General features: G+C 47.5%; 19 protein-coding genes and 1 tRNA gene. 13 read left to right on the top strand and 7 right to left on the bottom strand.

Features of this window, described 5'->3' with window-relative positions; all coding sequences use genetic code 11:
- Positions 1–48: 48 nt before the first annotated feature.
- On the bottom strand, positions 49–687 hold the full coding sequence (locus ACJB0T_RS02200) for a general secretion pathway protein GspB (protein ID WP_479291473.1): 639 nt from the start codon (positions 685–687) through the stop codon (positions 49–51).
- Positions 684–2396: an ExeA family protein gene (locus ACJB0T_RS02195; RefSeq protein ID WP_479291474.1), complete on the bottom strand. Its 1713-nt coding sequence runs from the start codon at positions 2394–2396 to the stop codon at positions 684–686. Before ACJB0T_RS02195 ends, ACJB0T_RS02200 begins: the two co-directional genes overlap by 4 nt.
- 85 nt (positions 2397–2481) lie before the next feature.
- Between ACJB0T_RS02195 and ACJB0T_RS02190 the strand changes: the two genes are divergently transcribed.
- Positions 2482–3708, top strand: coding sequence for a multifunctional CCA addition/repair protein (locus tag ACJB0T_RS02190; RefSeq protein ID WP_479291476.1), 1227 nt, complete (start codon positions 2482–2484; stop codon positions 3706–3708).
- Positions 3709–3766: 58 nt separating this feature from the next.
- Here the strand turns inward: ACJB0T_RS02190 and ACJB0T_RS02185 are convergent, their stop codons facing one another.
- From ACJB0T_RS02185 to folB, 3 genes are read right to left on the bottom strand one after another with little or no spacing between them, the layout of a single operon-like run.
- Positions 3767–4570: an undecaprenyl-diphosphate phosphatase gene (locus ACJB0T_RS02185; protein WP_479291477.1), complete on the bottom strand. Its 804-nt coding sequence runs from the start codon at positions 4568–4570 to the stop codon at positions 3767–3769.
- 16 nt (positions 4571–4586) lie between these two features.
- The gene (gene folK, locus ACJB0T_RS02180) at positions 4587–5069 is read right to left on the bottom strand and encodes a 2-amino-4-hydroxy-6-hydroxymethyldihydropteridine diphosphokinase (RefSeq protein WP_479291479.1); all 483 of its coding nucleotides are present in this window, start codon (positions 5067–5069) and stop codon (positions 4587–4589) included.
- On the bottom strand, positions 5066–5425 hold the full coding sequence (gene folB / locus ACJB0T_RS02175; RefSeq protein WP_112478527.1) for a dihydroneopterin aldolase: 360 nt from the start codon (positions 5423–5425) through the stop codon (positions 5066–5068). The genes folK and folB overlap by 4 nt, the downstream gene beginning before the upstream one ends.
- Before the next feature lie 106 nt (positions 5426–5531).
- Here folB and plsY point away from each other — a divergent pair, with 106 nt between their 5' ends.
- Positions 5532–6128 (top strand): glycerol-3-phosphate 1-O-acyltransferase PlsY, encoded by a 597-nt coding sequence (plsY, locus tag ACJB0T_RS02170; RefSeq protein ID WP_479291481.1) that lies wholly within the window; start codon positions 5532–5534, stop codon positions 6126–6128.
- A 60-nt stretch (positions 6129–6188) separates the two neighbouring features.
- Here plsY and ACJB0T_RS02165 read toward each other — a convergent pair whose 3' ends face one another.
- Positions 6189–7001 (bottom strand): alpha/beta fold hydrolase, encoded by an 813-nt coding sequence (locus tag ACJB0T_RS02165; RefSeq protein WP_479291483.1) that lies wholly within the window; start codon positions 6999–7001, stop codon positions 6189–6191.
- Between the two features lie 132 nt (positions 7002–7133).
- Positions 7134–8153, bottom strand: coding sequence for a tRNA (adenosine(37)-N6)-threonylcarbamoyltransferase complex transferase subunit TsaD (gene tsaD / locus ACJB0T_RS02160; RefSeq protein ID WP_479291485.1), 1020 nt, complete (start codon positions 8151–8153; stop codon positions 7134–7136).
- A gap of 241 nt (positions 8154–8394) precedes the next feature.
- Between tsaD and rpsU the strand changes: the two genes are divergently transcribed.
- The 11 genes from rpsU to ACJB0T_RS02105 all read left to right on the top strand — a co-directional run bounded on the left by rpsU (position 8395) and on the right by ACJB0T_RS02105 (position 20554).
- On the top strand, positions 8395–8610 hold the full coding sequence (gene rpsU, locus ACJB0T_RS02155) for a 30S ribosomal protein S21 (protein WP_001145625.1): 216 nt from the start codon (positions 8395–8397) through the stop codon (positions 8608–8610).
- A 27-nt stretch (positions 8611–8637) separates the two neighbouring features.
- Positions 8638–9081 (top strand): GatB/YqeY domain-containing protein, encoded by a 444-nt coding sequence (locus tag ACJB0T_RS02150; protein WP_479291486.1) that lies wholly within the window; start codon positions 8638–8640, stop codon positions 9079–9081.
- Positions 9082–9162: 81 nt separating this feature from the next.
- A complete protein-coding gene (dnaG, locus tag ACJB0T_RS02145; protein WP_479291488.1) occupies positions 9163–10929 on the top strand; it encodes a DNA primase in 1767 nt (588 codons plus the stop codon).
- 100 nt (positions 10930–11029) lie between these two features.
- Complete coding sequence (gene rpoD / locus ACJB0T_RS02140) at positions 11030–12883, top strand: RNA polymerase sigma factor RpoD (protein WP_479291490.1); 1854 nt, start codon at positions 11030–11032, stop codon at positions 12881–12883.
- Positions 12884–13025: 142 nt separating this feature from the next.
- A tRNA-Ile gene (locus tag ACJB0T_RS02135) sits at positions 13026–13101 on the top strand.
- A gap of 202 nt (positions 13102–13303) precedes the next feature.
- Entirely contained in the window at positions 13304–13999 is a 696-nt protein-coding gene (locus tag ACJB0T_RS02130) for a VC0807 family protein (protein WP_479291491.1), read from the top strand.
- Positions 14000–14664: 665 nt separating this feature from the next.
- On the top strand, positions 14665–16347 hold the full coding sequence (locus tag ACJB0T_RS02125) for an ABC transporter substrate-binding protein (protein ID WP_112459509.1): 1683 nt from the start codon (positions 14665–14667) through the stop codon (positions 16345–16347).
- Between the two features lie 156 nt (positions 16348–16503).
- Positions 16504–17490 (top strand): ABC transporter permease, encoded by a 987-nt coding sequence (locus tag ACJB0T_RS02120; protein WP_479291494.1) that lies wholly within the window; start codon positions 16504–16506, stop codon positions 17488–17490.
- A 2-nt stretch (positions 17491–17492) separates the two neighbouring features.
- Positions 17493–18518: an ABC transporter permease gene (locus ACJB0T_RS02115; RefSeq protein ID WP_479291495.1), complete on the top strand. Its 1026-nt coding sequence runs from the start codon at positions 17493–17495 to the stop codon at positions 18516–18518.
- A 2-nt stretch (positions 18519–18520) separates the two neighbouring features.
- Positions 18521–19510 carry an ABC transporter ATP-binding protein gene (locus tag ACJB0T_RS02110; protein WP_353497116.1) on the top strand — a complete coding sequence of 330 codons (990 nt, stop codon included), beginning with the start codon at positions 18521–18523 and terminating at the stop codon, positions 19508–19510.
- 51 nt (positions 19511–19561) lie between these two features.
- The gene (locus ACJB0T_RS02105) at positions 19562–20554 is read left to right on the top strand and encodes an ABC transporter ATP-binding protein (RefSeq protein WP_446647451.1); all 993 of its coding nucleotides are present in this window, start codon (positions 19562–19564) and stop codon (positions 20552–20554) included.
- Positions 20555–20602 lie beyond the last annotated feature (48 nt).

The following is a 20602-nucleotide window of genomic DNA, read 5'->3' as shown; positions in this document are numbered from 1 at the left end:
AGATAAAGACATCCAAACGCTCGCTAGATAAAACCAGCGAGCGTTTTTTTATCCTTCCCACTCATAAAGTGCCGGAATATCAATGATGTCGTTGTCAAAACGAATAGTCACCGACTGAGGCTCAATCGCCAAAAGCTGAATCGAGTTCAAACGGTCACCCTCTTTGAGCTCTTGCCCGTTCACCTTTATCCAGCGGCGATTCACATCGGAAGAATACATATGAGTTTGGAAGTTAAGCGCAGGGAGCCGCCCACGATAACGCGATTCACTGCTTTCAAGGGCAATGTGGTCGGCGTTACGTAATCGCGGATCGCTCGGCTCATTATTCATCGCAGCAGCGACCTTACGAGCGATCTCTGGATCCAAACCCGATAAGTCCAGATCATCGAGCCCAAACGGCTCGTCGCTACTATTCTGCGTTGTGGCTTGGCGGCTTTGTGTAGAGGTCGTCGCCATTTCCAGTTGTCCTGATGGCTTATTTACGCCTGAGTCTGATGCCACAGTGGCTGCGGATGGCACTGGCAAACTCACCACCGTCGATGATTGACTGCGTTTTGGCAATGGTTTTAATTTACTGAGCTCAGGGTATGGCAATACGCGATAGGTATTCTCAACCTCTGACTGAGCCATCAAAGAGTGTGAAACTAGTGTGGCAACGAGCAGGCTTAGGGGCTGGATACGACTCATTGTAATACCTCCTGCGGCTCATCCATGTTTAGCATTGGTTCCTTTGACATGGGTGCGTTTAACGTTGGCGCATCAGTTTGTGTCATCAATTCTAGTTTTTTCAGTGTATTGCGGCCTGCAATGCCGTCTACATCCATCTTTTGCCAACGTTGGAATAACTCCACTTTTCGCTCTAGGGCTTTGTCAAACACATCGCTTCCGGATGCAGGCTCACCCAAGACTTGAGATAGCTTGCTGTCCAATATAGCGACCTGTTCTCCCTGTTGGTTCAAACGTAGTGTGGTGTAGATATCACGCTGCCAAATGGAGTAGTACTCACCTGTCCAGAGAGCTTCTAGCCAGCTCTTTGGCATCACAATGCGCTCGCGACCATTGAGGACTTCCACCTCATCACCATTGGCACTATAAAGCACCACATAGCTCTCATCACCTAAGTGATACAGTGGCATTACCACGGGCAAATTCTGCTCTATGATTTGTCCTAAAGTGCCAAGATATTTCTGACATTGGAATAAGCTGTTTGCGCCTGACTCACACATGCCATCTAACACACCGGCTTGGTAGCCCCATAGCGCGTAAAGCTCTTGGATAGCCGCAATTTTGTCATCACGCCTAAATAGCGATTGCAGCAACTCTACTGGATAGTCAGTTTGACTACGTACGCTCTGAGCTATGGGCTCTAGAGCAGGCTCAGCGATTACGACAGGCTGAGTAACTGTAGTCTCACTGGCAATTTGCGACGTTTTGGTTGGTAAAATGGTTTGCTGAGCCCATGACAGTGCATCGGTACCCTTCCAATAGAGTCCCGCCGCAACGCTAACACCAAGCAGTGCGGGAAGTGCATAGTGGCTGATGGCTTGTCGCAGCGCAGACTCTTGCGTGCTGTTGCCTACCCCTGGCGCCTGAAATGAAAGAATATCCTCACACGCTTTATGAGCCGTCGACTTTGAGACGCGCTTTTCACCTGAGTGGTAAGCGTATTGCAGCGCCTTATCACCAATGAGATTAATCAATCTAGGGATGCCTTGGCTTGCTTTATTGATCACCGCCACTGCAGACTTACTGAACAGCGACGCGTCGCCACCAGCGGTAGATAGACGAAATTCAATATACTGGCGCGTTTCACCCTCAGAAAGTGGCAATAGGTGGTAGCGTCCAGTAATACGCTGCGCAAGTTGACGAAGCTGTGTCGTTCGCAGTTTCTGTTGCAGCTCTGGCTGGCCGATAAGCAGTACTTTTAGCAGCTTCCGGTCATCCGTTTCTAAATTCGTGAGTAGGCGAAGCTGCTCGAGCACTTCCGCCGATAAATGCTGCGCTTCATCAATGACCACCAATGTGTTGATGCCCTGCAGCTCATTGTGCTGCAAGTACTGGTAGATGGCTTGGCTCAGCTGCTTGAGAGAAGCTTGCGGTGGATAGTCGATGGAAAACTCATCGCAAATGGCTTCAAGAAGATCTTGACTGGAAAAGGTTGGATTAAGGATCAATCCCGATGCCGTTTTATCATCTAACGACGCCAGCATGGCTTTCGCCACTGTGGTTTTTCCAGTACCAACCTCACCAGTGAGCATAGCAAAACCGCCGCCTTGACCAAGGCCGGCTTGCAAATGTTGCATCGCTTCACGGTGGCGCTGACTCAAAAACAGGTAGCGCGAACTAGGTACAATCGAGAACGGCACCTCTCGAAAGCCAAAATAATCCTTATACATGGGTTAACCTTACAATATCAGTCAAAGCAAAGTACCATTGGCGCACAGGAATGCCAACGGCTAAGTAGTAAAAAGGGGAGCCAATTTGCAAGTCTATCTTGTTGGGGGCGCAGTACGCGACCAGTTGCTTAACATTAAAGTCTATGACAAAGATTGGGTCGTGGTCGGTGCCACACCTGAGCACATGTTAGCGCAAGGCTACCAAGCGGTTGGCAAAGAGTTTCCGGTTTTTCTTCATCCAAAAACCAAACAAGAGCACGCTCTGGCACGCACTGAGCGTAAGTCTGGCAATGGTTACACTGGCTTCGAATGCTTCTCATCGCCCGGCGTAACGCTAGAGCAAGATCTGATGCGCCGTGATCTTACCATCAACGCCATCGCTCAAGATAAGCAAGGTAATCTCATCGACCCTTATCATGGCCAAGCCGATTTAGAACGCCGCGTGCTAAGGCACGTCTCTCCTGCATTTAGTGAAGATCCGCTGCGTGTATTACGAGTGGCACGATTCGCTGCCAAACTGGCGCATCTAGGTTTTCACGTCGCCCCTGAGACTATGGCGCTCATGCAAGGTATGGTTAAGCAAGGTGAGCTAGAGTTCCTAACTGCCGAGCGCGTGTGGCAAGAATGGCATAAGTCTCTCACGACTTCCTCTCCAGAGGTATTTCTCGACATATTACGCCAATGTGGCGCGCTCAAGGTGGTGCTCCCAGAGCTAGATGCGCTGTTTGGCGTACCACAACCAGAGCAGTGGCACCCAGAAATTGATACCGGTATTCACACCCTAATGGTGGCTAAACAAGCGGCCAAATTAAGTGAACAGACAACGGTTCGATTCGCCGCGCAAGTACATGACTTAGGTAAAGCACTAACCCCAAAAGAGGAATGGCCAAGCCACAAACTGCATACCCATACTGGCCAGAAAGTGATTAAGGCGCTTTGCGAGCGAGTACGAGTCCCGAATGACTACCGAGATTTGGCGGTAGCGGTCTGCGCCCAACACTCCAATGTCCATCGTGCCTTTGAGCTCAAACCAAGTACATTCGTCAAGATCTTTGCCAAACTGGACGTGTGGCGAAAGCCAGAAAAACTCGAACAAGTACTCCTTTGCTGCCAAGCGGATCATCAGGGAAGAAAAGGGCTAGAGAATCAAGCCTACCCACAAGCAGAGCGCTTTAGACTTGCCTACCAAGCCGCTATCAATGTGGATGTGCAATCCATTATTGGCGATGGGTTTAAAGGCAAGGCGATAAAAGAAGAGCTCGACAGACGCCGAGCTCAGGCGATCGAAAAGGAGCTAGGTTCTAGGGCCTAGGTCCTTGGTCCTTGGTCCTTGGTCCTTGTTCCTTGTTCCTTGTTCCTTGATCAGTTTTCTAGCTCATTAGTAGGAAAGCAAATAAGCCGAATCCTAGAATCAATCGATAGATCACAAACGGTGTCATGCCCATACGTGAAATCAACTTCAAGAAGAAGTGAATACAGATGTAGGCACTGACAAATGACACCACAATACCGGTAAGCAAGAAGCCAACGTGGATAGGTTCAGTACCCGTCACTAGCTTAAGGCCAAGGTACGCACCCGCCAGCGTAATGATTGGGATTGACATCAAGAATGAGAAACGCGCTGCGGCTTCACGGGTAAAGCCAAGGTAAAGCGCTGCGGTGATGGTTGCACCGGAACGTGACGTACCCGGAATGATCGCCATCGCTTGTGCCAAACCAATAAACAGGGCTTTTTTCCAGCCCGCTTGGTACTCATCGTCCGCAAGCTTGGCGTTTTTATCTACCCACCACAGCAATAGGCCGAATACGATAGTCGTAGTCGCAATCACGTAGGCACTACGCAGATATAGCTCGATGATGTCTTTCATCAGCAAACCAAAAATACAGGCAGGGATCGTCGCTAGCACTATCATCCATGCTAACTTGGCCTCTTTGCTGCGCTCACCTTTGAAAATGGAGCCAAACAGGGCGCTAAATAGAGTCACCACTTCCTTACGGAAATAGATCACCACTGCGGCCAACGTCCCTACGTGTACAGCGACATCAAAGGCTAACCCTTGGTCTTCCCAACCCAAGATAGCGGAAGGCAAAATCAAGTGAGCCGAACTAGAGATAGGCAAGAACTCAGTGAACCCTTGCACCAGTGCCAAAATAAAGGCTTCAAAATAACTCATTGTTAACTACTACCAACTAAAATTGAAAATCGATTCTTTTTAGTGAGGCCACATCAGACATGGTCTCTAAGATCTGTTTTATGGTTCGTCCATCTTGAGGAATCACCAATTGCGGGTCGAGATCATACAGGGGCTGTGTGACAAAGGAATATTTAAATATGTCTTCGCGAGGTAACAGCGGTTTTTTTTGTGAGATTTCTTTTCCATACAACAAGATATCCAAATCAAGCGTTCGATCTTGAAACTTTGCTGCATCGATCGCACGTCCCCACTTCACCTCAATATTTTTCAATGCCGTCACCAGCTCATCAAGAGCGAGTTCGGTATCGAGCCTCACTACCATGTTGAAGAACTCATTACCTTCAAAGCCAAACGACTCACATGCGTACACGGGCGACAAAGCAATGTTGACACCAATGGTATTTAACTCTTGATAAGCGGCCTTGATGTGTTTCTCGCGCTCCACATTGGTGCCGATGCCAATGTAGGTGGTGATCATGCTTGACCTCGTTCAATCACTACGCCAACGCTTTTCGCTTGTGGCACTGCACCAGGTTTCGCTAAGCGGATTTTGACCCAAGGAACATTAAATTGCTGCTGAATGATCGCAGCGACTTCTTCCGCGACACGTTCAACCAGTAAGAAGCGGCCGTTTTCAATGTGATTGAGCACTGCTTCACTCACTTTGGAATAATCTAAAGCATCGGCAACATCGTCACTTTTTCCTGCTGGCGCATTGTCATGTGCCATTTCGATATCAAGAATAAGCTTTTGTTTAATCTCTTGTTCCCAGTCATACACCCCAATGGTAGTGATCACTTCGAGCTGCTCAATGAATACTTTATCCAATGCCATGATTTGTCCTTTGATTAGAGGTCGGATACCCATTTGTCGGGAAAAAACGTACTATTTTCGATATGATATCAGTCCCTATGGATAATTTCTTGCGAAAAGGACACCAATGACACTAATAGCACTTGCTATGATCATCGCAGCATACCTACTCGGCTCCGTGTCGAGTGCCGTGCTGATCTGTCGTCTACTGCGGCTGCCCGATCCAAGAACGGTCGGCTCTAATAATCCCGGCGCGACCAATGTCCTGCGTACTGGTGGCAAAGGCGCAGCGATCGCAGTTTTGCTGTGCGACATGCTCAAAGGCACCATTCCTGTTTGGACGGGTTACTACTTGGGAATTGATGCTGTGGTACTCGGCGTCATTGCCATTGCTGCTTGTCTGGGGCATATGTACCCACTGTTTTTCCACTTTAAAGGTGGCAAAGGGGTCGCGACAGCCCTTGGCGCTATTGCTCCGATTGGTTGGGATCTCACTGGTCTCATTACCGGAACCTGGCTGTTAGTTGCGGTATTATTTCGCTACTCTTCCCTTGCGGCTATTGTGACGGTAATGATGGCGCCAGTTTACACTTGGATGGCGCGCCCGCTGTTCACTTTGCCTGTAGCGATGCTAAGTTGTCTTATTCTTCTTAGACACCATCAGAATATTCGCAGATTGGTTGAAGGCACAGAGCCAAAGCTAGGTAAGAAGAAAACCTCGTAGCATTCCACAGACAAAAACGAGCAGCCTATGGCTGCTCTTTGAGTATTCGCAATTCGTTAGTTAGGCATGCTGCGATAAAAACTCAGTCAACATAGTCGTCACGTAGTCAGGTTGCTCTAGATTACTGATGTGCCCTGCTGATGGGATCACATTGATCGAACTGCCCGTGATCAGATCATTCATCAAGTATGACTCAAGCACTGGGCGTGGTTTATCCTCAGCGCCGACTGCGATCAATGTCGGTAATGCAAACTTTTCAATATCATCACATAGATCGCGACGACCAAATACCATGCGACCGATTCGTGCCACTTGCTCTGCTTGCTCACCAGATAGAGCGGCCAGTTTAGCTTCAAAGCTCGCGACGAGTTGCGGATTATCCTGCTTAGCATTATTGGCGAAGAACAGAGGAACCACCGCCTCTACAATGGGAGCAGGTACCATTTTAAGCTCAGCAATCGTCGCCAGCATCGAGAAGTATTTGGCGTGCGCCACTTCTGGCTCTAGGCCGACAAACGTATCCATCAATACCAGACTTTTGACTCGTGCCGGTGCTAATGCTGTGAGCTCTGAGCCCCACATACCACCAACCGACAGGCCAACAATTGAAAAGGTTTCAATACCAAGATCATCCATTAAAGCGAGCAGGTGCTTAGCATAATCCGCAAGGTTACCCATTGACGCAGGTGCCGCTTGCGACTCTCCGTGAGCCCATAAATCAGGAACAATGCAGCGATAGTGCTGGCTTAGCGCTTCAATTTGCGGCTGCCACATTTGGCTGTCCCACAAATAACTGTGACCAAACAGAATAACCGGACCTTCACCGACATCCTGGTACGCCATAACTTGTCCATCAATGGTAAATTGTTTCATGTCGATCTATTTCCTAATCAATTATAACCAGTACGTTGTTAACCCTGACTCTAGCACGGTCTGTCAGTCACGGACTTTAGGCATTTTGTGAAAAATTGTCATTAAAAAAGGCCACTTGCGTGACCTTCATTGTTAGCCTTTGATCGGGCTTAGCTGATCAATCGGCCAGCGCGGTGTCGCTTCTACTGAAAGCTCAGCGGCTTCACCATTTTTCAAACGCTGCATGCCCGCGTAGGCAATCATTGCGCCATTGTCGGTACAAAACTCGGTACGAGGATAGTAGACTTCACCGCCCATTTTGTCGGCTAATGCTTCCAGCTCTTTACGCAAAAAACGGTTAGCACTCACGCCACCAGCAATCACGATGCGCTTCATACCGGTTTGCTGAAGTGCACGCTTACATTTAATTGCTAACGTCTCACATACCGCTTCTTGGAACGCATAAGCGATATCAGCACGAGTTTGCTCGCTATCATCGTTAGCAGCAATGGTATTTGCAGCAAACGTTTTAAGACCAGAAAAACTCATATCTAGGCCAGGGCGGTCCGTCATCGGGCGTGGGAACTTAAAGCGGCCAGGCGTGCCTTTATCAGCAAGTTTAGACAACAGCGGACCACCAGGGTAATCAAGCCCCATCAGTTTTGCCGTTTTATCAAACGCTTCACCAGCTGCATCATCGATAGACTCACCTAGGATCTGATATTCACCAATGCCTTTCACTTCAACGATCATACTGTGACCACCAGACACCAACAACGCCACAAATGGGAACGGCGGTGGATTGTCCTCAAGCATAGGGGCTAGAAGGTGGCCTTCCATATGGTGAACCGGCACTGCAGGTACACCCCACGCGTAGGCGATGCTACGGCCGATCGTTGTACCCACTAATAGTGCTCCAACCAGGCCAGGACCAGCGGTATACGCCACGCCGTCGATATCTTTTGGAGTAAGATCCGCGTCCGCGAGTGCTTTTTTGATCAATGGGATCGTTTTTTTCACGTGATCGCGTGATGCCAATTCAGGAACCACACCGCCGTAATCCGCGTGCAGTTTTACCTGGCTGTACAGTTGATGAGACAGCAGTCCTTTCTCATCGTCATAGATTGCGATGCCAGTTTCATCACAAGAGGTTTCAATACCTAGAATGCGCATATTGTTCTCGACTTATTTCGAAATTGGCGCAATATTACCGCGTCATGCGCTCGCAAACAAATTTTGTACAAGAGATAGGCGACAAAGTACTTTACAAAGCCCTAGGGATCGGATTAAAATTCCGCACCATTTTTGATCTAGCTGGTTTTACGCTTAGAACAAAGGGCTCAAGCATGAACTCTTAGTACTAACCAAAAAGCGCCAGCATTAATGAACAGTTAACCCCTGAGGTGAAAGGCATATGCCAGTAGTTAAAGTACGTGAAAACGAACCGTTCGACGTTGCACTACGTCGTTTCAAGCGCTCTTGCGAAAAAGCAGGTATCCTTTCTGAAGTGCGTCGTCGTGAGCACTATGAAAAACCAACTACAGTTCGCAAACGCGCTAAAGCAGCAGCTCAAAAGCGTCACGCTAAGAAGCTAGCTCGCGAAAACGCTCGTCGCGTTCGCCTGTACTAATAACTAGGTCCAGATAGGATTTTAGTTATGGCTCTGATTGATAAACTCAAAGAAGAGCAAAAATTAGCGATGAAAGCCAAGGACAAATTGCGCCTTGGTACTATTCGTTTAGCTTTAGCAGCCATTAAGCAACGTGAAGTCGACGAACAGATTACTCTGGACGAAGACGACATTCTTGCCGTGCTGACTAAAATGGTTAAACAGCGTCGCGATTCTGTCACGCAATTTGAAGCAGCGGGTCGTCAAGATCTTGCTGAAGCTGAGCAAGCTGAAATTGCCGTACTTGAGGATTTTATGCCTCAACCACTGACCGATGATGAAGTTGCAGCACTAATCGATAGTGCCATTACCGAATCTGGTGCAGCGGGCATGCAAGACATGGGTAAGGTAATGGGTGTGCTTAAGCCACAAATTCAAGGCCGTGCAGATATGGGTAAAGTAAGTGGTCTAGTTCGCGCTAAACTCGCTTAATCACCCAATCAAATTGCAGCAAGCCGTGCTATCCTTTGGAACGCACGGCTTGTTTGTATCTCTTTCTTGTAAAAAGGTTTTATGGCAGGAATAATCCCTCGCAGTTTCATCGATGACCTTCTCGCTCGGCTTGATATTGTCGACGTCATTGACACGCGCGTAAAACTTAAAAAGCAAGGCAAGAACTACGGTGCTTGCTGCCCTTTCCACAACGAAAAAACCCCTTCTTTCAGCGTCAGCCAAGAGAAACAGTTCTACCATTGCTTTGGCTGTGGTGTGCATGGCAATGCCATCGACTTTCTCATGGAATACGAACGCCTCGAGTTCGTTGAAGCGATTGAAGAGTTAGCATCCTCGTTAGGTTTGGATGTTCCTAGAGAACAACGCAGTGGACAACCGGGTAATTTCTCCAAAGGGCCTACCGCCAATAGCGAACAAAAACGATCTTTGTATGATCTTATGGGAACGATCGGCCAGTACTATCGCGATCAACTTAAAGTTTCCACCAACAAAGTCGCTATAGAGTATCTGAAAGGCCGCGGGCTCTCTGGAGAGATTGTCCAAAAGTTTGGTATCGGCTACGTCGCTGACGAATGGGACAGTGTACGTAAGAACTTTGGTCAGCAAAAAGCCACGCAAGACATGTTGGTGTCTGGCGGTATGCTGATTGAAAACGACAAAGGTAACCGTTATGACCGTTTTCGCGGTCGTATCATGTTTCCAATCCGTGACCGACGCGGACGAGTGATTGGTTTTGGTGGGCGAGTTTTAGGCGATGGCACACCAAAGTACCTCAACTCACCAGAAACACCGATCTTTCATAAAGGCAAAGAGCTTTATGGACTGTATGAAGTACTGCAAGCATATCGCGAACCACCTCAGGTTTTAGTTGTCGAAGGCTATATGGATGTGGTCGCTCTAGCGCAGTATGGGGTGGATTATTCTGTCGCCTCACTCGGTACATCGACCACGGGCGATCACCTTCAGGTTCTGTTTCGCCAAACCAGTACCGTCGTGTGTTGTTACGATGGTGACCGAGCAGGTCGTGATGCTGCTTGGCGCGCAATGGAGAATGCATTGCCCTACCTCAATGATGGTAGGCAATTAAAGTTCATGTTCCTGCCGGATGGCGAGGATCCTGACTCATTCATTCGACAAAATGGCAAAGACACGTTTGAAACAGAAGTGCAAAACGCGATGCCTCTGTCAGAGTTTATGTTCTCCTCGCTGATGCAGCAGGTCGATACACGAACCAAAGAAGGTATGGCAAAGCTCAGCACGCTAGCGGTGCCACTTATCGACAAAGTGCCTGGTGGCACATTGCGACTATACTTGAGGGAACTGCTTGGACGTAAGTTGGGCTTGGTCGATGAGAGGCAGCTTCAGCAGTTGATTGACAAGCAAGGTCAGCAAGAAACGCGAGCTCAGCCTCATAAAGAAATCAAACGCACACCAATGCGTGAAGTCATCGCTCTACTTTTGCAAAATCCGAGCTATGCTGAAATGGTACCAGATCTGTCCACAGTGAGAGACTTGTCACTGCCTGGGCTCAATTTATTTGTGGAAGTGGTTGATAAATGTCAAGCACATCCCCATATGACTACAGGCCAGCTGTTAGAACAATGGCGTGGAAGTAGTAATGAGGCACTTCTGTCTCGTCTCGCAAGTTGGGTAATTCCACTTGACGATGACAACCAAGAAGACGTATTTATCGATTCATTGGACAAGATATTGTCTCAATGCATTGAAAAGCAAATTGAAAACCTGCAGGCCAAAGAAAGAAGTGTCGGCTTATCAGTCGAAGAAAAACGGGAGCTACTAGCCTTGATGCTAGACTTAAAAGCGTAACCCAATTCAGTTAGTCAGCAACGAATAAATTTGTTAATATTAGTGGTTTGCATTTCGCATACTAAAATTCCTTCACCAGATCTTAAGTTGGATATCGTCTATGGACCAAAATCCGCAGTCACAGCTAAAGCTACTTGTCATTAAGGGCAAGGAACAAGGCTATCTGACCTACGCAGAAGTAAATGACCACCTACCTGAGGAAATCGTTGATTCCGAACAGGTAGAAGATATTATTCAGATGATTAATGACATGGGTATTAAGGTAGTAGAAACTGCTCCTGATGCTGATGACCTTGCGCTGAATGATGACAACAACATCACTGATGAAGATGCAGCCGAAGCCGCTGCAGCTGCACTTTCGAGCGTTGAAAGTGAAATCGGTCGTACTACTGACCCAGTTCGCATGTACATGCGTGAAATGGGTACCGTTGAGCTATTGACTCGCGAAGGCGAGATTGACATCGCAAAACGCATTGAAGATGGTATCAACCAAGTTCAAAGCTCAGTGGCCGAGTACCCAGGTACTATCCCTTATATTCTTGAACAGTTTGACAAAGTACAAGCGGAAGAACTTCGCCTAACGGACGTTATCAACGGCTTTGTTGATCCAAACGAAGACGAAACAGCGGCACCTATTGCTACGCACATCGGTTCTGAACTGTCTGAATCTGATCTTGAAGATGAAGACGAAGAAGATGCAGACAGTGACGAAGATTCAGAGGACGAGGAAGAGGAAGATACAGGCATCGATCCTGAGCTTGCTCTAGAAAAGTTCACTGCACTTCGCAATACTTATCAAGATCTACAGCTAGCTGTTAACGAGTTTGGTTACGACAGCCCACAAGTGGCTAAGTCGCACGAACTTGTTCAAGAAGTATTCCGTGAATTCCGCCTAACGCCAAAACAGTTCGATCACCTAGTGAACGAGTTGCGCACGTCTATGGACCGTGTGCGTACTCAAGAGCGTTTGATCATGCGTCAAGCGGTTGAGTACGGCAAAATGCCGAAGAAATCATTCATTGCCCTATTTACTGGCAACGAATCAAGCGAAGCATGGCTTGACGAAGTGTTGGCATCAGACAAGCCATACGCAGACAAGATCAAGCGCTACGAAGATGACATTCGCCGCTCTATCCAGAAGCTGAACATCATCGAAGAAGAAACCTCGCTTTCGGTACAAAACATCAAAGACATCAGCCGTCGCATGTCTATCGGTGAAGCGAAAGCTCGCCGTGCGAAGAAAGAGATGGTTGAAGCGAACTTACGTCTAGTAATCTCTATCGCGAAGAAATACACCAACCGTGGTCTACAATTCTTGGATTTGATTCAAGAAGGTAACATCGGTCTGATGAAAGCGGTAGATAAGTTTGAATACCGTCGTGGTTACAAGTTCTCAACTTACGCAACATGGTGGATCCGTCAGGCTATCACGCGTTCAATTGCTGACCAAGCTCGTACCATCCGTATCCCAGTGCACATGATTGAGACTATCAACAAGCTAAACCGTATCTCTCGTCAAATGCTTCAAGAAATGGGCCGTGAGCCACTTCCTGAAGAGTTGGCAGAGCGCATGCAAATGCCTGAAGATAAGATCCGTAAAGTACTGAAAATCGCGAAAGAGCCAATCTCTATGGAGACACCAATTGGTGACGACGAAGATTCGCATCTAGGTGACTTTATCGAGGATACGACTCTAGAACTGCCTGTAGACTCTGCAACAATGACAAGTCTGCGTGTGGCAACAAAAGACGTCCTAGCAGGTCTAACACCTCGTGAAGCGAAAGTACTGCGCATGCGCTTTGGTATCGACATGAACACTGACCACACTCTAGAAGAGGTAGGTAAGCAGTTCGACGTTACCCGTGAGCGTATCCGTCAGATCGAAGCGAAAGCACTGCGTAAGCTGCGTCACCCAAGCCGCTCAGAAACCCTGCGCAGCTTCCTAGACGAGTAATCGCATCAAGCTTTAGCAAAAAGGTGAGCACTAGCTCACCTTTTTTGTATCTACTGGGTTTAAGTGACTAAAAAGCAAGCGCAATTAGCCTACACTGCATCTAGACACCCGCGCAGCCTTCCCCTATAATCATCCACCTATTGGCCCCTTAGCTCAGTGGTTAGAGCAGTCGACTCATAATCGATTGGTCCGCAGTTCAAGTCTGCGAGGGGCCACCAAATTTCAGAAAGGCGCATGGAGAAATCTATGCGCCTTTTTTACGTCTCCAACGTAATAACACGTGTTATTAAGGCATTAACCATGTCTCATTTTATACGTCGTTACACATCTTAAGCGTTTAATGCTTTACTTCTGTTATCAAGCAATGAACACTGCCCTGTATAGATCAAAACAGTAACAACTTAGAGTCAGCACACTATTATGAGTACCACAACGGCGAAGAAGTCGAATCCCTTATTTGAAATCCTATTCAACGTATTTATCCCCTCTTTTATTCTGATGAAGTTTAGTGGTGATGAGCATCTAGGTACTGCAATGGCGCTGGTTGTCGCTCTACTATTTCCTGTGCTCTACGGCGGAATGGATCTGATCCGTAATAAGAAGTTTAACTTTATTGCGGCTCTAGGCTTTATCAGCGTACTTTTAACCGGTGGTATTGCTCTTTTGGAGTTAGATACTCGCTGGTTAGCACTAAAAGAAGCACTAATTCCAGGCCTGATCGGTCTAGCTGTACTGGCTTCTACATTCACTCGCTATCCAATGATGCAGAAAGTGCTCCTCAACGATGCTGTACTCAATCTCTCATTGATTAATGAGCGTCTAGAGCAAAACGGTAAGACGCAGGCGTTTGAGCGCTGTCTAATGTCATCTAACTACCTATTCGCCAGTACCTTCGCATTTTCATCGGCGATGAACTACTTTCTGGCCACCTGGATAGTGACAAGTCCAGCGGGTACTGCTGCGTTTAATGAAGAATTAGGCAAGTTAACCTTATACAGCTACCCGGCTATCGCGATTCCGAGCATGCTAATGATGTTTGGTATTTTCTATTACGTATGGCGTCAAATTCGCGCCTTCACCTCACTTGAGACTGAACAGATTTTTCATACTAAGTAGTTGTTCTACGAATCACCCAAAAGCCTGAGTACATTATGTAGCTCAGGCTTTTTTTGCTCCCCACTGTGCCTAGGCAACAAAACCAAGCCGAGCACATTCATTCGCCCGGTATAACACTGCAATACCGGATAAAATTAGCGGCGAAAAATAAGCATTCAACCGGCCAATAATGACACCTGCTACATCATCAATTTTTGCTAATCTCCTCCTGTTAGAGGCGGAACTTCACCAGTTTGCGATAATCATCACAACAAATCGACTACCCTAATTTCCGGAGTAAATTAACGAGCCAATTTCACCAGTGATCCTTATCACCATTTGCACACCACCACTCACAAACCTTACCTCAAAGACCCCAATAGGATAGTAACCACTAACAAGCCGTACTAAATAGAGACAAGTAAGTGATGCAAATCACCATCCTAACCTGCTCAAAAAGCCGTCAAAAAAGCCCAATTTTAACGTTTTTGACAATGACAATAGTTACTTTGACGTTTTTAACGGAGAGCGTAATTGATAAATTGTGCTTTAAGGTGTTTTCTTAGTAACGCCTAAGGCCTACAGGCCACTCTTTAGGAACAATCAAAGAGGTAGGCTTTAGCAAACATGTGAGAGGGAAGCACTTGGTCTCTCTGTGAAACAAAAGCAAATAGTAAGGAATAGCTATGCTTGCGCATATTAAAAAAACAGCACTAGCGACAGCAATTATTGCCACCGCAGTTACAGGTTTTAGCTCTGTAGCGACAGCCGCAGAACGCAGCGAACTCACTATCCACCCTAAAGAGTTCAATACCTTTGTACGCAACTTCAACCCATTCTTGGGTACAACCTACTTGCACACAACAACCGACTTCCTATACGAGCCGCTTGTTGTCTTTAACGAAATGCACGGCAATGAGCCTGTATTCCGCTTGGCAGAAAACTTCACTATCGCTGATGACTTAATGTCAGTAACCTTTGATATCCGTAAAGGTGTTAAGTGGTCTGATGGCGAAACGTTTGATGCAGACGACGTCATTTTCTCATTCAACTTAGTTCAAGAGAACTCAGCACTTGACCAAAGTGGTATCAACTCTTGGGTATCTAAAGTTGAGAAGCTTAACGATTACCAGGTGAAGTTCTACGCAACAGAAGCAAACTCTAACGTTCCATATGAAATCGTTAAGGTGCCAATCGTGCCTGAGCACGTTTGGAAGGACGTAAAAGAACCAACAACATTCCTAAACGAAAACCCTGTTGGCTCTGGCCCATTCACAGTGATCGACACGTTCACTCCTCAGCTATACGTTCAATGTCGTAACCCGAACTACTGGGATAACGATAATCTAGAAGTCGACTGTCTGCGCGTTCCACAAATCGCGAACAACGACCAGTTCCTAGGTAAAGTGGTTAACTCTGAAATGGACTGGACATCGTCATTCATTCCAGACATTGACCGTACTTACGCTGCTGCATCACCTAACCACCAGTACTGGTACCCACCATCAGGCACTCAAGCGTTCCTAGTGAACTTCAAGCACAAAGATCCAGTGAAAGCGGAAGCACTAAGCAACGTTGATTTCCGTCGCGCATTCTCAATGGCACTTGACCGTCAAACTATCATCGACATCGCATTCTACGGCGGCGGCACTGTGAATGACTTCGCATCAGGTCTAGGTTATGCATTTGCGACTTGGTCTGACGAAGCAACGCACAACAAGTACAAAGGCTTTAACACGTACGACGTTGAAGGCGCTAAGAAACTGCTTGCTAAAGCGGGCTTTAAAGACGTAGACGGCGACGGCTTTGTTGATACTCCATCTGGTAAGTCATTCGAGCTTCTAGTTCAATCGCCAAACGGCTGGACTGACTTTAACAACACAGTTCAACTTGCAGTAGAGCAACTCGCTGAAGCAGGCATCAAAGCGAAAGCACGTACACCAGACTTCTCTGTGTACAACCAAGCAATGCTAGAAGCCAACTACGACGTAGCGTACACCAACTACTTCCACGGTTCGGATCCACACAAATACTGGAACACAGGTTACAACTCTGCGCTTCAGTCAGGTGACGGTATGCCGCGCTTCGCAATGCACTTCTACCAAAATGCAGAGCTAGACAAGCTTCTAAACAGCTTCTACAAAACAGCGGATAAAGGTGAGCAGCTAGAAATCGCTCATGGCATCCAGAAGATTATCGCTCAAGATCAAGTAACCATCCCTGTGATGTCTGGTGCTTACATGTACCAATACAACACAACTCGCTTTGCGGGCTGGTGGAACGAGCAAAATCCTAAGGGTCGTCCAAACATCTGGGCTGGTATCCCAGAGCGTCTACTTCACGTACTGGACCTAAAACCAGTTAAGTAAGTAAACACAAACTAAAAGCGGTACGTCCGTACCGCTTTCCTCCCCCAAACGTGATTTATAGATACGTGGCGCTCGTCGTCAGGGGGTTACTCGTTTCAAATTTTGAGATGAGGCTACCAGCAAAAAGGAAAAAGCTGGGTAATTAAGGTGTGAGTTATGGGTTATTTTTTAAGACGTTTGTCCTTTTATTTGGTGGCACTTCTCGTTGCAGCCACCATCAACTTTATTATTCCTCGTGCAATGCCGGGCGACCCGGTCACGATGATGTTCGCTAACGCAACAGTACAGGTTACCCCAGAGCGTATTGCAGCAATGAAAGAGCTGCTTGGCTTTGTCGATGGTAACTACTTCATTCAGTACCTTCACTACATGAAGAACATTCTGAGCTGGGAACTCGGTACTTCTATTAAGTACTTCCCGCTATCCGTAAACAGCCTGCTAGGCAGCGCATTTGGCTGGTCACTATTCTTGGCGGGTACCGCGGTAATTCTCTCTTTCTCTATTGGTTCGGTACTTGGCATCTTCGCCGCTTGGAAACGTGGCTCTAAGTTCGATACGTTCATCACTCCAGGCATGTTGATTATTCAAGCAATGCCGCAAGTGGTTATCGCTATGATGGCCATGTTCATCTTCGCGATTGGCCTTAAGTGGTTCCCTACAGGCTACGCCTACACCGCCGGCCAGATCCCTGACTGGACAAGTTGGGAATTCATCAAAGATGTGCTGTATCACGCTGTACTACCGCTTATCTGTGCAACTGTGATTCAAATCGGCGGTTTCCTAGTAAACATGCGTAACAACATGATTAACCTGCTCAATGAAGACTACATCACCATGGCGAAGGGCAAAGGTCTGAGCGAAAACCGCGTGGTCTTTAACTACGCCGCTCGTAACGCACTACTGCCAAGTGTAACGGCGCTTTCTATGTCTCTTGGTGTGGCGATTGGTGGTCAGTTAATTATCGAAATCATCTTTAACTACCCAGGTCTTGGTTCTGTACTACTCAACGCGATTCACGCACGTGATTACCAAGTACTTCAAGGGCAGCTACTTATTATGACTCTGTTTATGCTCTTCTTTAACTTAGCGGCAGACATGCTTTATGTCGTGCTTGATCCTCGTCTACGTAAGGGAGGCAAATAACCATGAAAGGTTTCTTACAGCTTGTATGGCGCAATGGAACGGCCAGACTTGGACTCTCAATCATTGGTTTGTTCGTCTTTGTAGCCGTTGCAGCACCACTGATTACCAAACACGCTCCAGATAAACGCACCGGTAACTCTCATGAGTACCCTAGTGTCATCGTAAAAATGGCTCAGTCGAGTCCAGACGGCTGGGTGGCGACCAATCTCGCCGATGATCGCCGTACTCTGCTGATGTCCAAAAAAGCCGATCACACACTAGGCACAACCCGTATGGGTCGTGATGTTTGGTCACAGGTTGCTTACGGTGCACGCGTTTCACTTATGGTGGGCTTTGGTGCAGGTCTTACAGTGTGTTTTCTAGCAACCGTAATCGGCATCTCCGCTGGCTACTTTGGCGGCCGTGTGGATGAAGTGCTTACCGCAGCGATGAACATCATGCTGGTTATCCCACCATTCCCACTCCTCTTCGTTGTTGCAGCCTTCATTGGTGAAGCAGGGCCACTGACCATTGCTCTGGTGATTGGCTGTATGTCATGGGCCTGGGGCGCGAGGGTTATTCGTGCACAAACCCTCTCACTACGTGAAAAAGAGTTTGTAAAAGCAGCTGAAGTACTGGGTGAGTCACGTCTTCGCATCATCTTTGTTGAGCTACTACCAAACCTTATCTCTATCGTTGGTGCAAGCTTCATCGGTTCGGTGATGTATGCCATCTTGATGGAAGCGACTATCTCATTCCTAGGTATGGGCGATCCAAATACCATCAGCTGGGGCATCATGCTCTACAACGTGCAAACCTCATCAGCAATGCTTATTGGCGCTTGGTGGGAAGTTATCGCACCGTGTTTGGCACTGACCTTCTTGGTAACCGGTCTAGCATTGCTTAACTTTGCTGTCGACGAAATTGCTAACCCTCAGCTTCGTTCACACAAAGGCATGAAGCGCTGGAAGAAAATCCAAGCACAAGACAAAAAAGAACGCGAGGTTGAAGTCGCGCCACAAAATGCACTATGGAGCGGAGATCGTTAATCATGTCAGACCCACTAATTTCAATCCGTAACCTTTGTGTTGACTACATTACTGATGCCGGCGATGTCCGCGCTTGTAACAACGTCAGCTTTGATATCGGCAAGGGCGAAGTATTTGGCCTAGCTGGTGAGTCGGGCTGTGGTAAATCCACCGTTGCTTTCTCATTGATGCGCCTGCATAAGCCGCCTGCATACATCAGCGGTGGTCAAGTACTGTTTAACGGTGAAGACATTCTTCAATACAGTGACGAACGCATGCAGTCGTTCCGTTGGAGTGAGATGTCGATGGTGTTCCAAAGTGCGATGAACGCACTAAACCCAGTACTCACTATGGAAGAGCAATTCTGCGATGTGATTATGCGTCACACTAACTTAACGCGTCAGCAAGCGGTAAAACGCGCGCAAGGATTGTTAGAGATCGTCGATATTCACCCAAGCCGTTTAAACGACTACCCACACCAATTCTCTGGCGGTATGCGTCAGAGATTGGTTATCGCGATTGCTCTAGCGCTGAATCCAAAAATGATCATCATGGATGAGCCAACTACGGCACTCGATGTGGTCGTACAGCGAGAGATCTTACAGAAGATCTACGCCCTGAAAGAAGAATTTGGTTTCTCAATCCTGTTCATCACTCACGATATCTCTTTGATGGTCGAGTTCTCCGATCGCATCGGCATCATGTATTCCGGTGAGCTGATTGAAGTTGCACCTTCAAAACAGATCCTAGAATCACCATACCACCCTTATACCAAAGGTCTGGGCAGCTCATTCCCGCCTCTAACGGGGCCAAAAACCAAGCTAACAGGTATTCCTGGTAACCCATTAAACCTTTTGGAAATACCACAAGGGTGTCGATTCCAAGCGCGCTGCGAACGTGTTCACGAAGCATGTACGCGAGTACCTACTAAGCTGCGTCAAATCGAGCACAACCGTTTTTCTAACTGCCACTTGTACGGTGAACCCATTGCCGTCGCGCAAGAGTTGTCATAACGACCACCAGCGAAATAAGTAAGTACTAACAAGGATTTCTGGAGAACCATTATGAGCAACTTTGGTGAACTACTGATAGAAGGCAACAATGTTGTTAAGGACTTCCCTATCAACAGTAATGCCCTATCTCAACCTATGATGCGAGCCATTAACGATGTCTCGTTCAAAATGTACAAGAGCCGCGGCCTCGCCGTGGTTGGCGAGTCGGGTTCAGGTAAATCGACGACCGCTAAGATGATCGCTAAGATGTATGCCCCAAGCGGTGGCGAAATCAAGTACCGCGGCCGTGACATTCAAGAGATCAAGTCAAACCGCGATCTAATGCAATACCGCGAAGGCGTGCAAATGGTTTGGCAAGACCCGTTTGGCTCGTTAAACCCAACCCATACGATCTTCCACCATATCGCGCGTCCACTGCTGATCCACAACAAAGTCAGCAAAGGCAATAAAAAGGAGCTCGAAGAGCGTGTATACAGCCTTCTAGAACAAGTGGGCTTGATCCCGCCAAAAGAGACAGCAGCGAAATACCCACACCAACTTTCTGGTGGACAGAGACAGCGCGTTAATCTAGCCCGCAACATCGCTGTAGGTGCAGAGGTCGTGCTTGCGGATGAGCCAACATCGATGCTCGATGTATCGATTCGTGCCGGTGTTCTCAACCTGATGGAAGAGATGAAGTTTGAGAAGCAAATGTCGCTGCTCTACATCACCCACGACATTGCAACCGCACGCTACATTGCTGAAGACATTTCAGTAATGTACGTCGGCCATATGGTGGAATGGGGCGATACCGATGAGGTCATCGCTAACCCACAACACCCGTATACCCAGCTTTTGGTTTCTGCCGTGCCAGATCCAGCGAAGTCTATTCATGAAAAACTGGCTGGCAACAAAGGGGAAATACCGCTTTGGACACCAGAATCAGTCGGTTGCCCATTCGCAGGTCGCTGCACTCATGCAACAAGCAAATGCCGCGAAGCATTACCCGGCGTCACTAAGCTGTCTGACAACCACTTTGTCCGTTGTTATTTATACGAAAACTAAACTTTTTGGCTCTCGCTTTGGGAGCCCATCCATACCGAGAGAGAAGTA

It is taken from the genome of Vibrio sp. CB1-5 (assembly GCF_059412285.1).
Note: the sequence above shows the minus strand (reverse complement) of the source record. Positions and strands in the feature narration are given on the sequence as shown.

Excerpts from the sequence above, each read along its gene's own strand:
- ACJB0T_RS02200 (WP_479291473.1), bottom strand. The coding sequence starts at position 687 with ATGAGTCGTATCCAGCCCCTAAGCCTGCTCGTTGCCACACTAGTTTCA.
- ACJB0T_RS02195 (WP_479291474.1), bottom strand. The coding sequence starts at position 2,396 with ATGTATAAGGATTATTTTGGCTTTCGAGAGGTGCCGTTCTCGATTGTA.
- ACJB0T_RS02185 (WP_479291477.1), bottom strand. The coding sequence starts at position 4,570 with ATGAGTTATTTTGAAGCCTTTATTTTGGCACTGGTGCAAGGGTTCACT.
- folK (WP_479291479.1), bottom strand. The coding sequence starts at position 5,069 with ATGATCACCACCTACATTGGCATCGGCACCAATGTGGAGCGCGAGAAA.
- folB (WP_112478527.1), bottom strand. The coding sequence starts at position 5,425 with ATGGCATTGGATAAAGTATTCATTGAGCAGCTCGAAGTGATCACTACC.
- plsY (WP_479291481.1), top strand. The coding sequence starts at position 5,532 with ATGACACTAATAGCACTTGCTATGATCATCGCAGCATACCTACTCGGC.
- ACJB0T_RS02165 (WP_479291483.1), bottom strand. The coding sequence starts at position 7,001 with ATGAAACAATTTACCATTGATGGACAAGTTATGGCGTACCAGGATGTC.
- tsaD (WP_479291485.1), bottom strand. The coding sequence starts at position 8,153 with ATGCGCATTCTAGGTATTGAAACCTCTTGTGATGAAACTGGCATCGCA.
- rpsU (WP_001145625.1), top strand. The coding sequence starts at position 8,395 with ATGCCAGTAGTTAAAGTACGTGAAAACGAACCGTTCGACGTTGCACTA.
- ACJB0T_RS02150 (WP_479291486.1), top strand. The coding sequence starts at position 8,638 with ATGGCTCTGATTGATAAACTCAAAGAAGAGCAAAAATTAGCGATGAAA.
- dnaG (WP_479291488.1), top strand. The coding sequence starts at position 9,163 with ATGGCAGGAATAATCCCTCGCAGTTTCATCGATGACCTTCTCGCTCGG.
- rpoD (WP_479291490.1), top strand. The coding sequence starts at position 11,030 with ATGGACCAAAATCCGCAGTCACAGCTAAAGCTACTTGTCATTAAGGGC.
- ACJB0T_RS02130 (WP_479291491.1), top strand. The coding sequence starts at position 13,304 with ATGAGTACCACAACGGCGAAGAAGTCGAATCCCTTATTTGAAATCCTA.
- ACJB0T_RS02125 (WP_112459509.1), top strand. The coding sequence starts at position 14,665 with ATGCTTGCGCATATTAAAAAAACAGCACTAGCGACAGCAATTATTGCC.
- ACJB0T_RS02120 (WP_479291494.1), top strand. The coding sequence starts at position 16,504 with ATGGGTTATTTTTTAAGACGTTTGTCCTTTTATTTGGTGGCACTTCTC.
- ACJB0T_RS02115 (WP_479291495.1), top strand. The coding sequence starts at position 17,493 with ATGAAAGGTTTCTTACAGCTTGTATGGCGCAATGGAACGGCCAGACTT.
- ACJB0T_RS02110 (WP_353497116.1), top strand. The coding sequence starts at position 18,521 with ATGTCAGACCCACTAATTTCAATCCGTAACCTTTGTGTTGACTACATT.
- ACJB0T_RS02105 (WP_446647451.1), top strand. The coding sequence starts at position 19,562 with ATGAGCAACTTTGGTGAACTACTGATAGAAGGCAACAATGTTGTTAAG.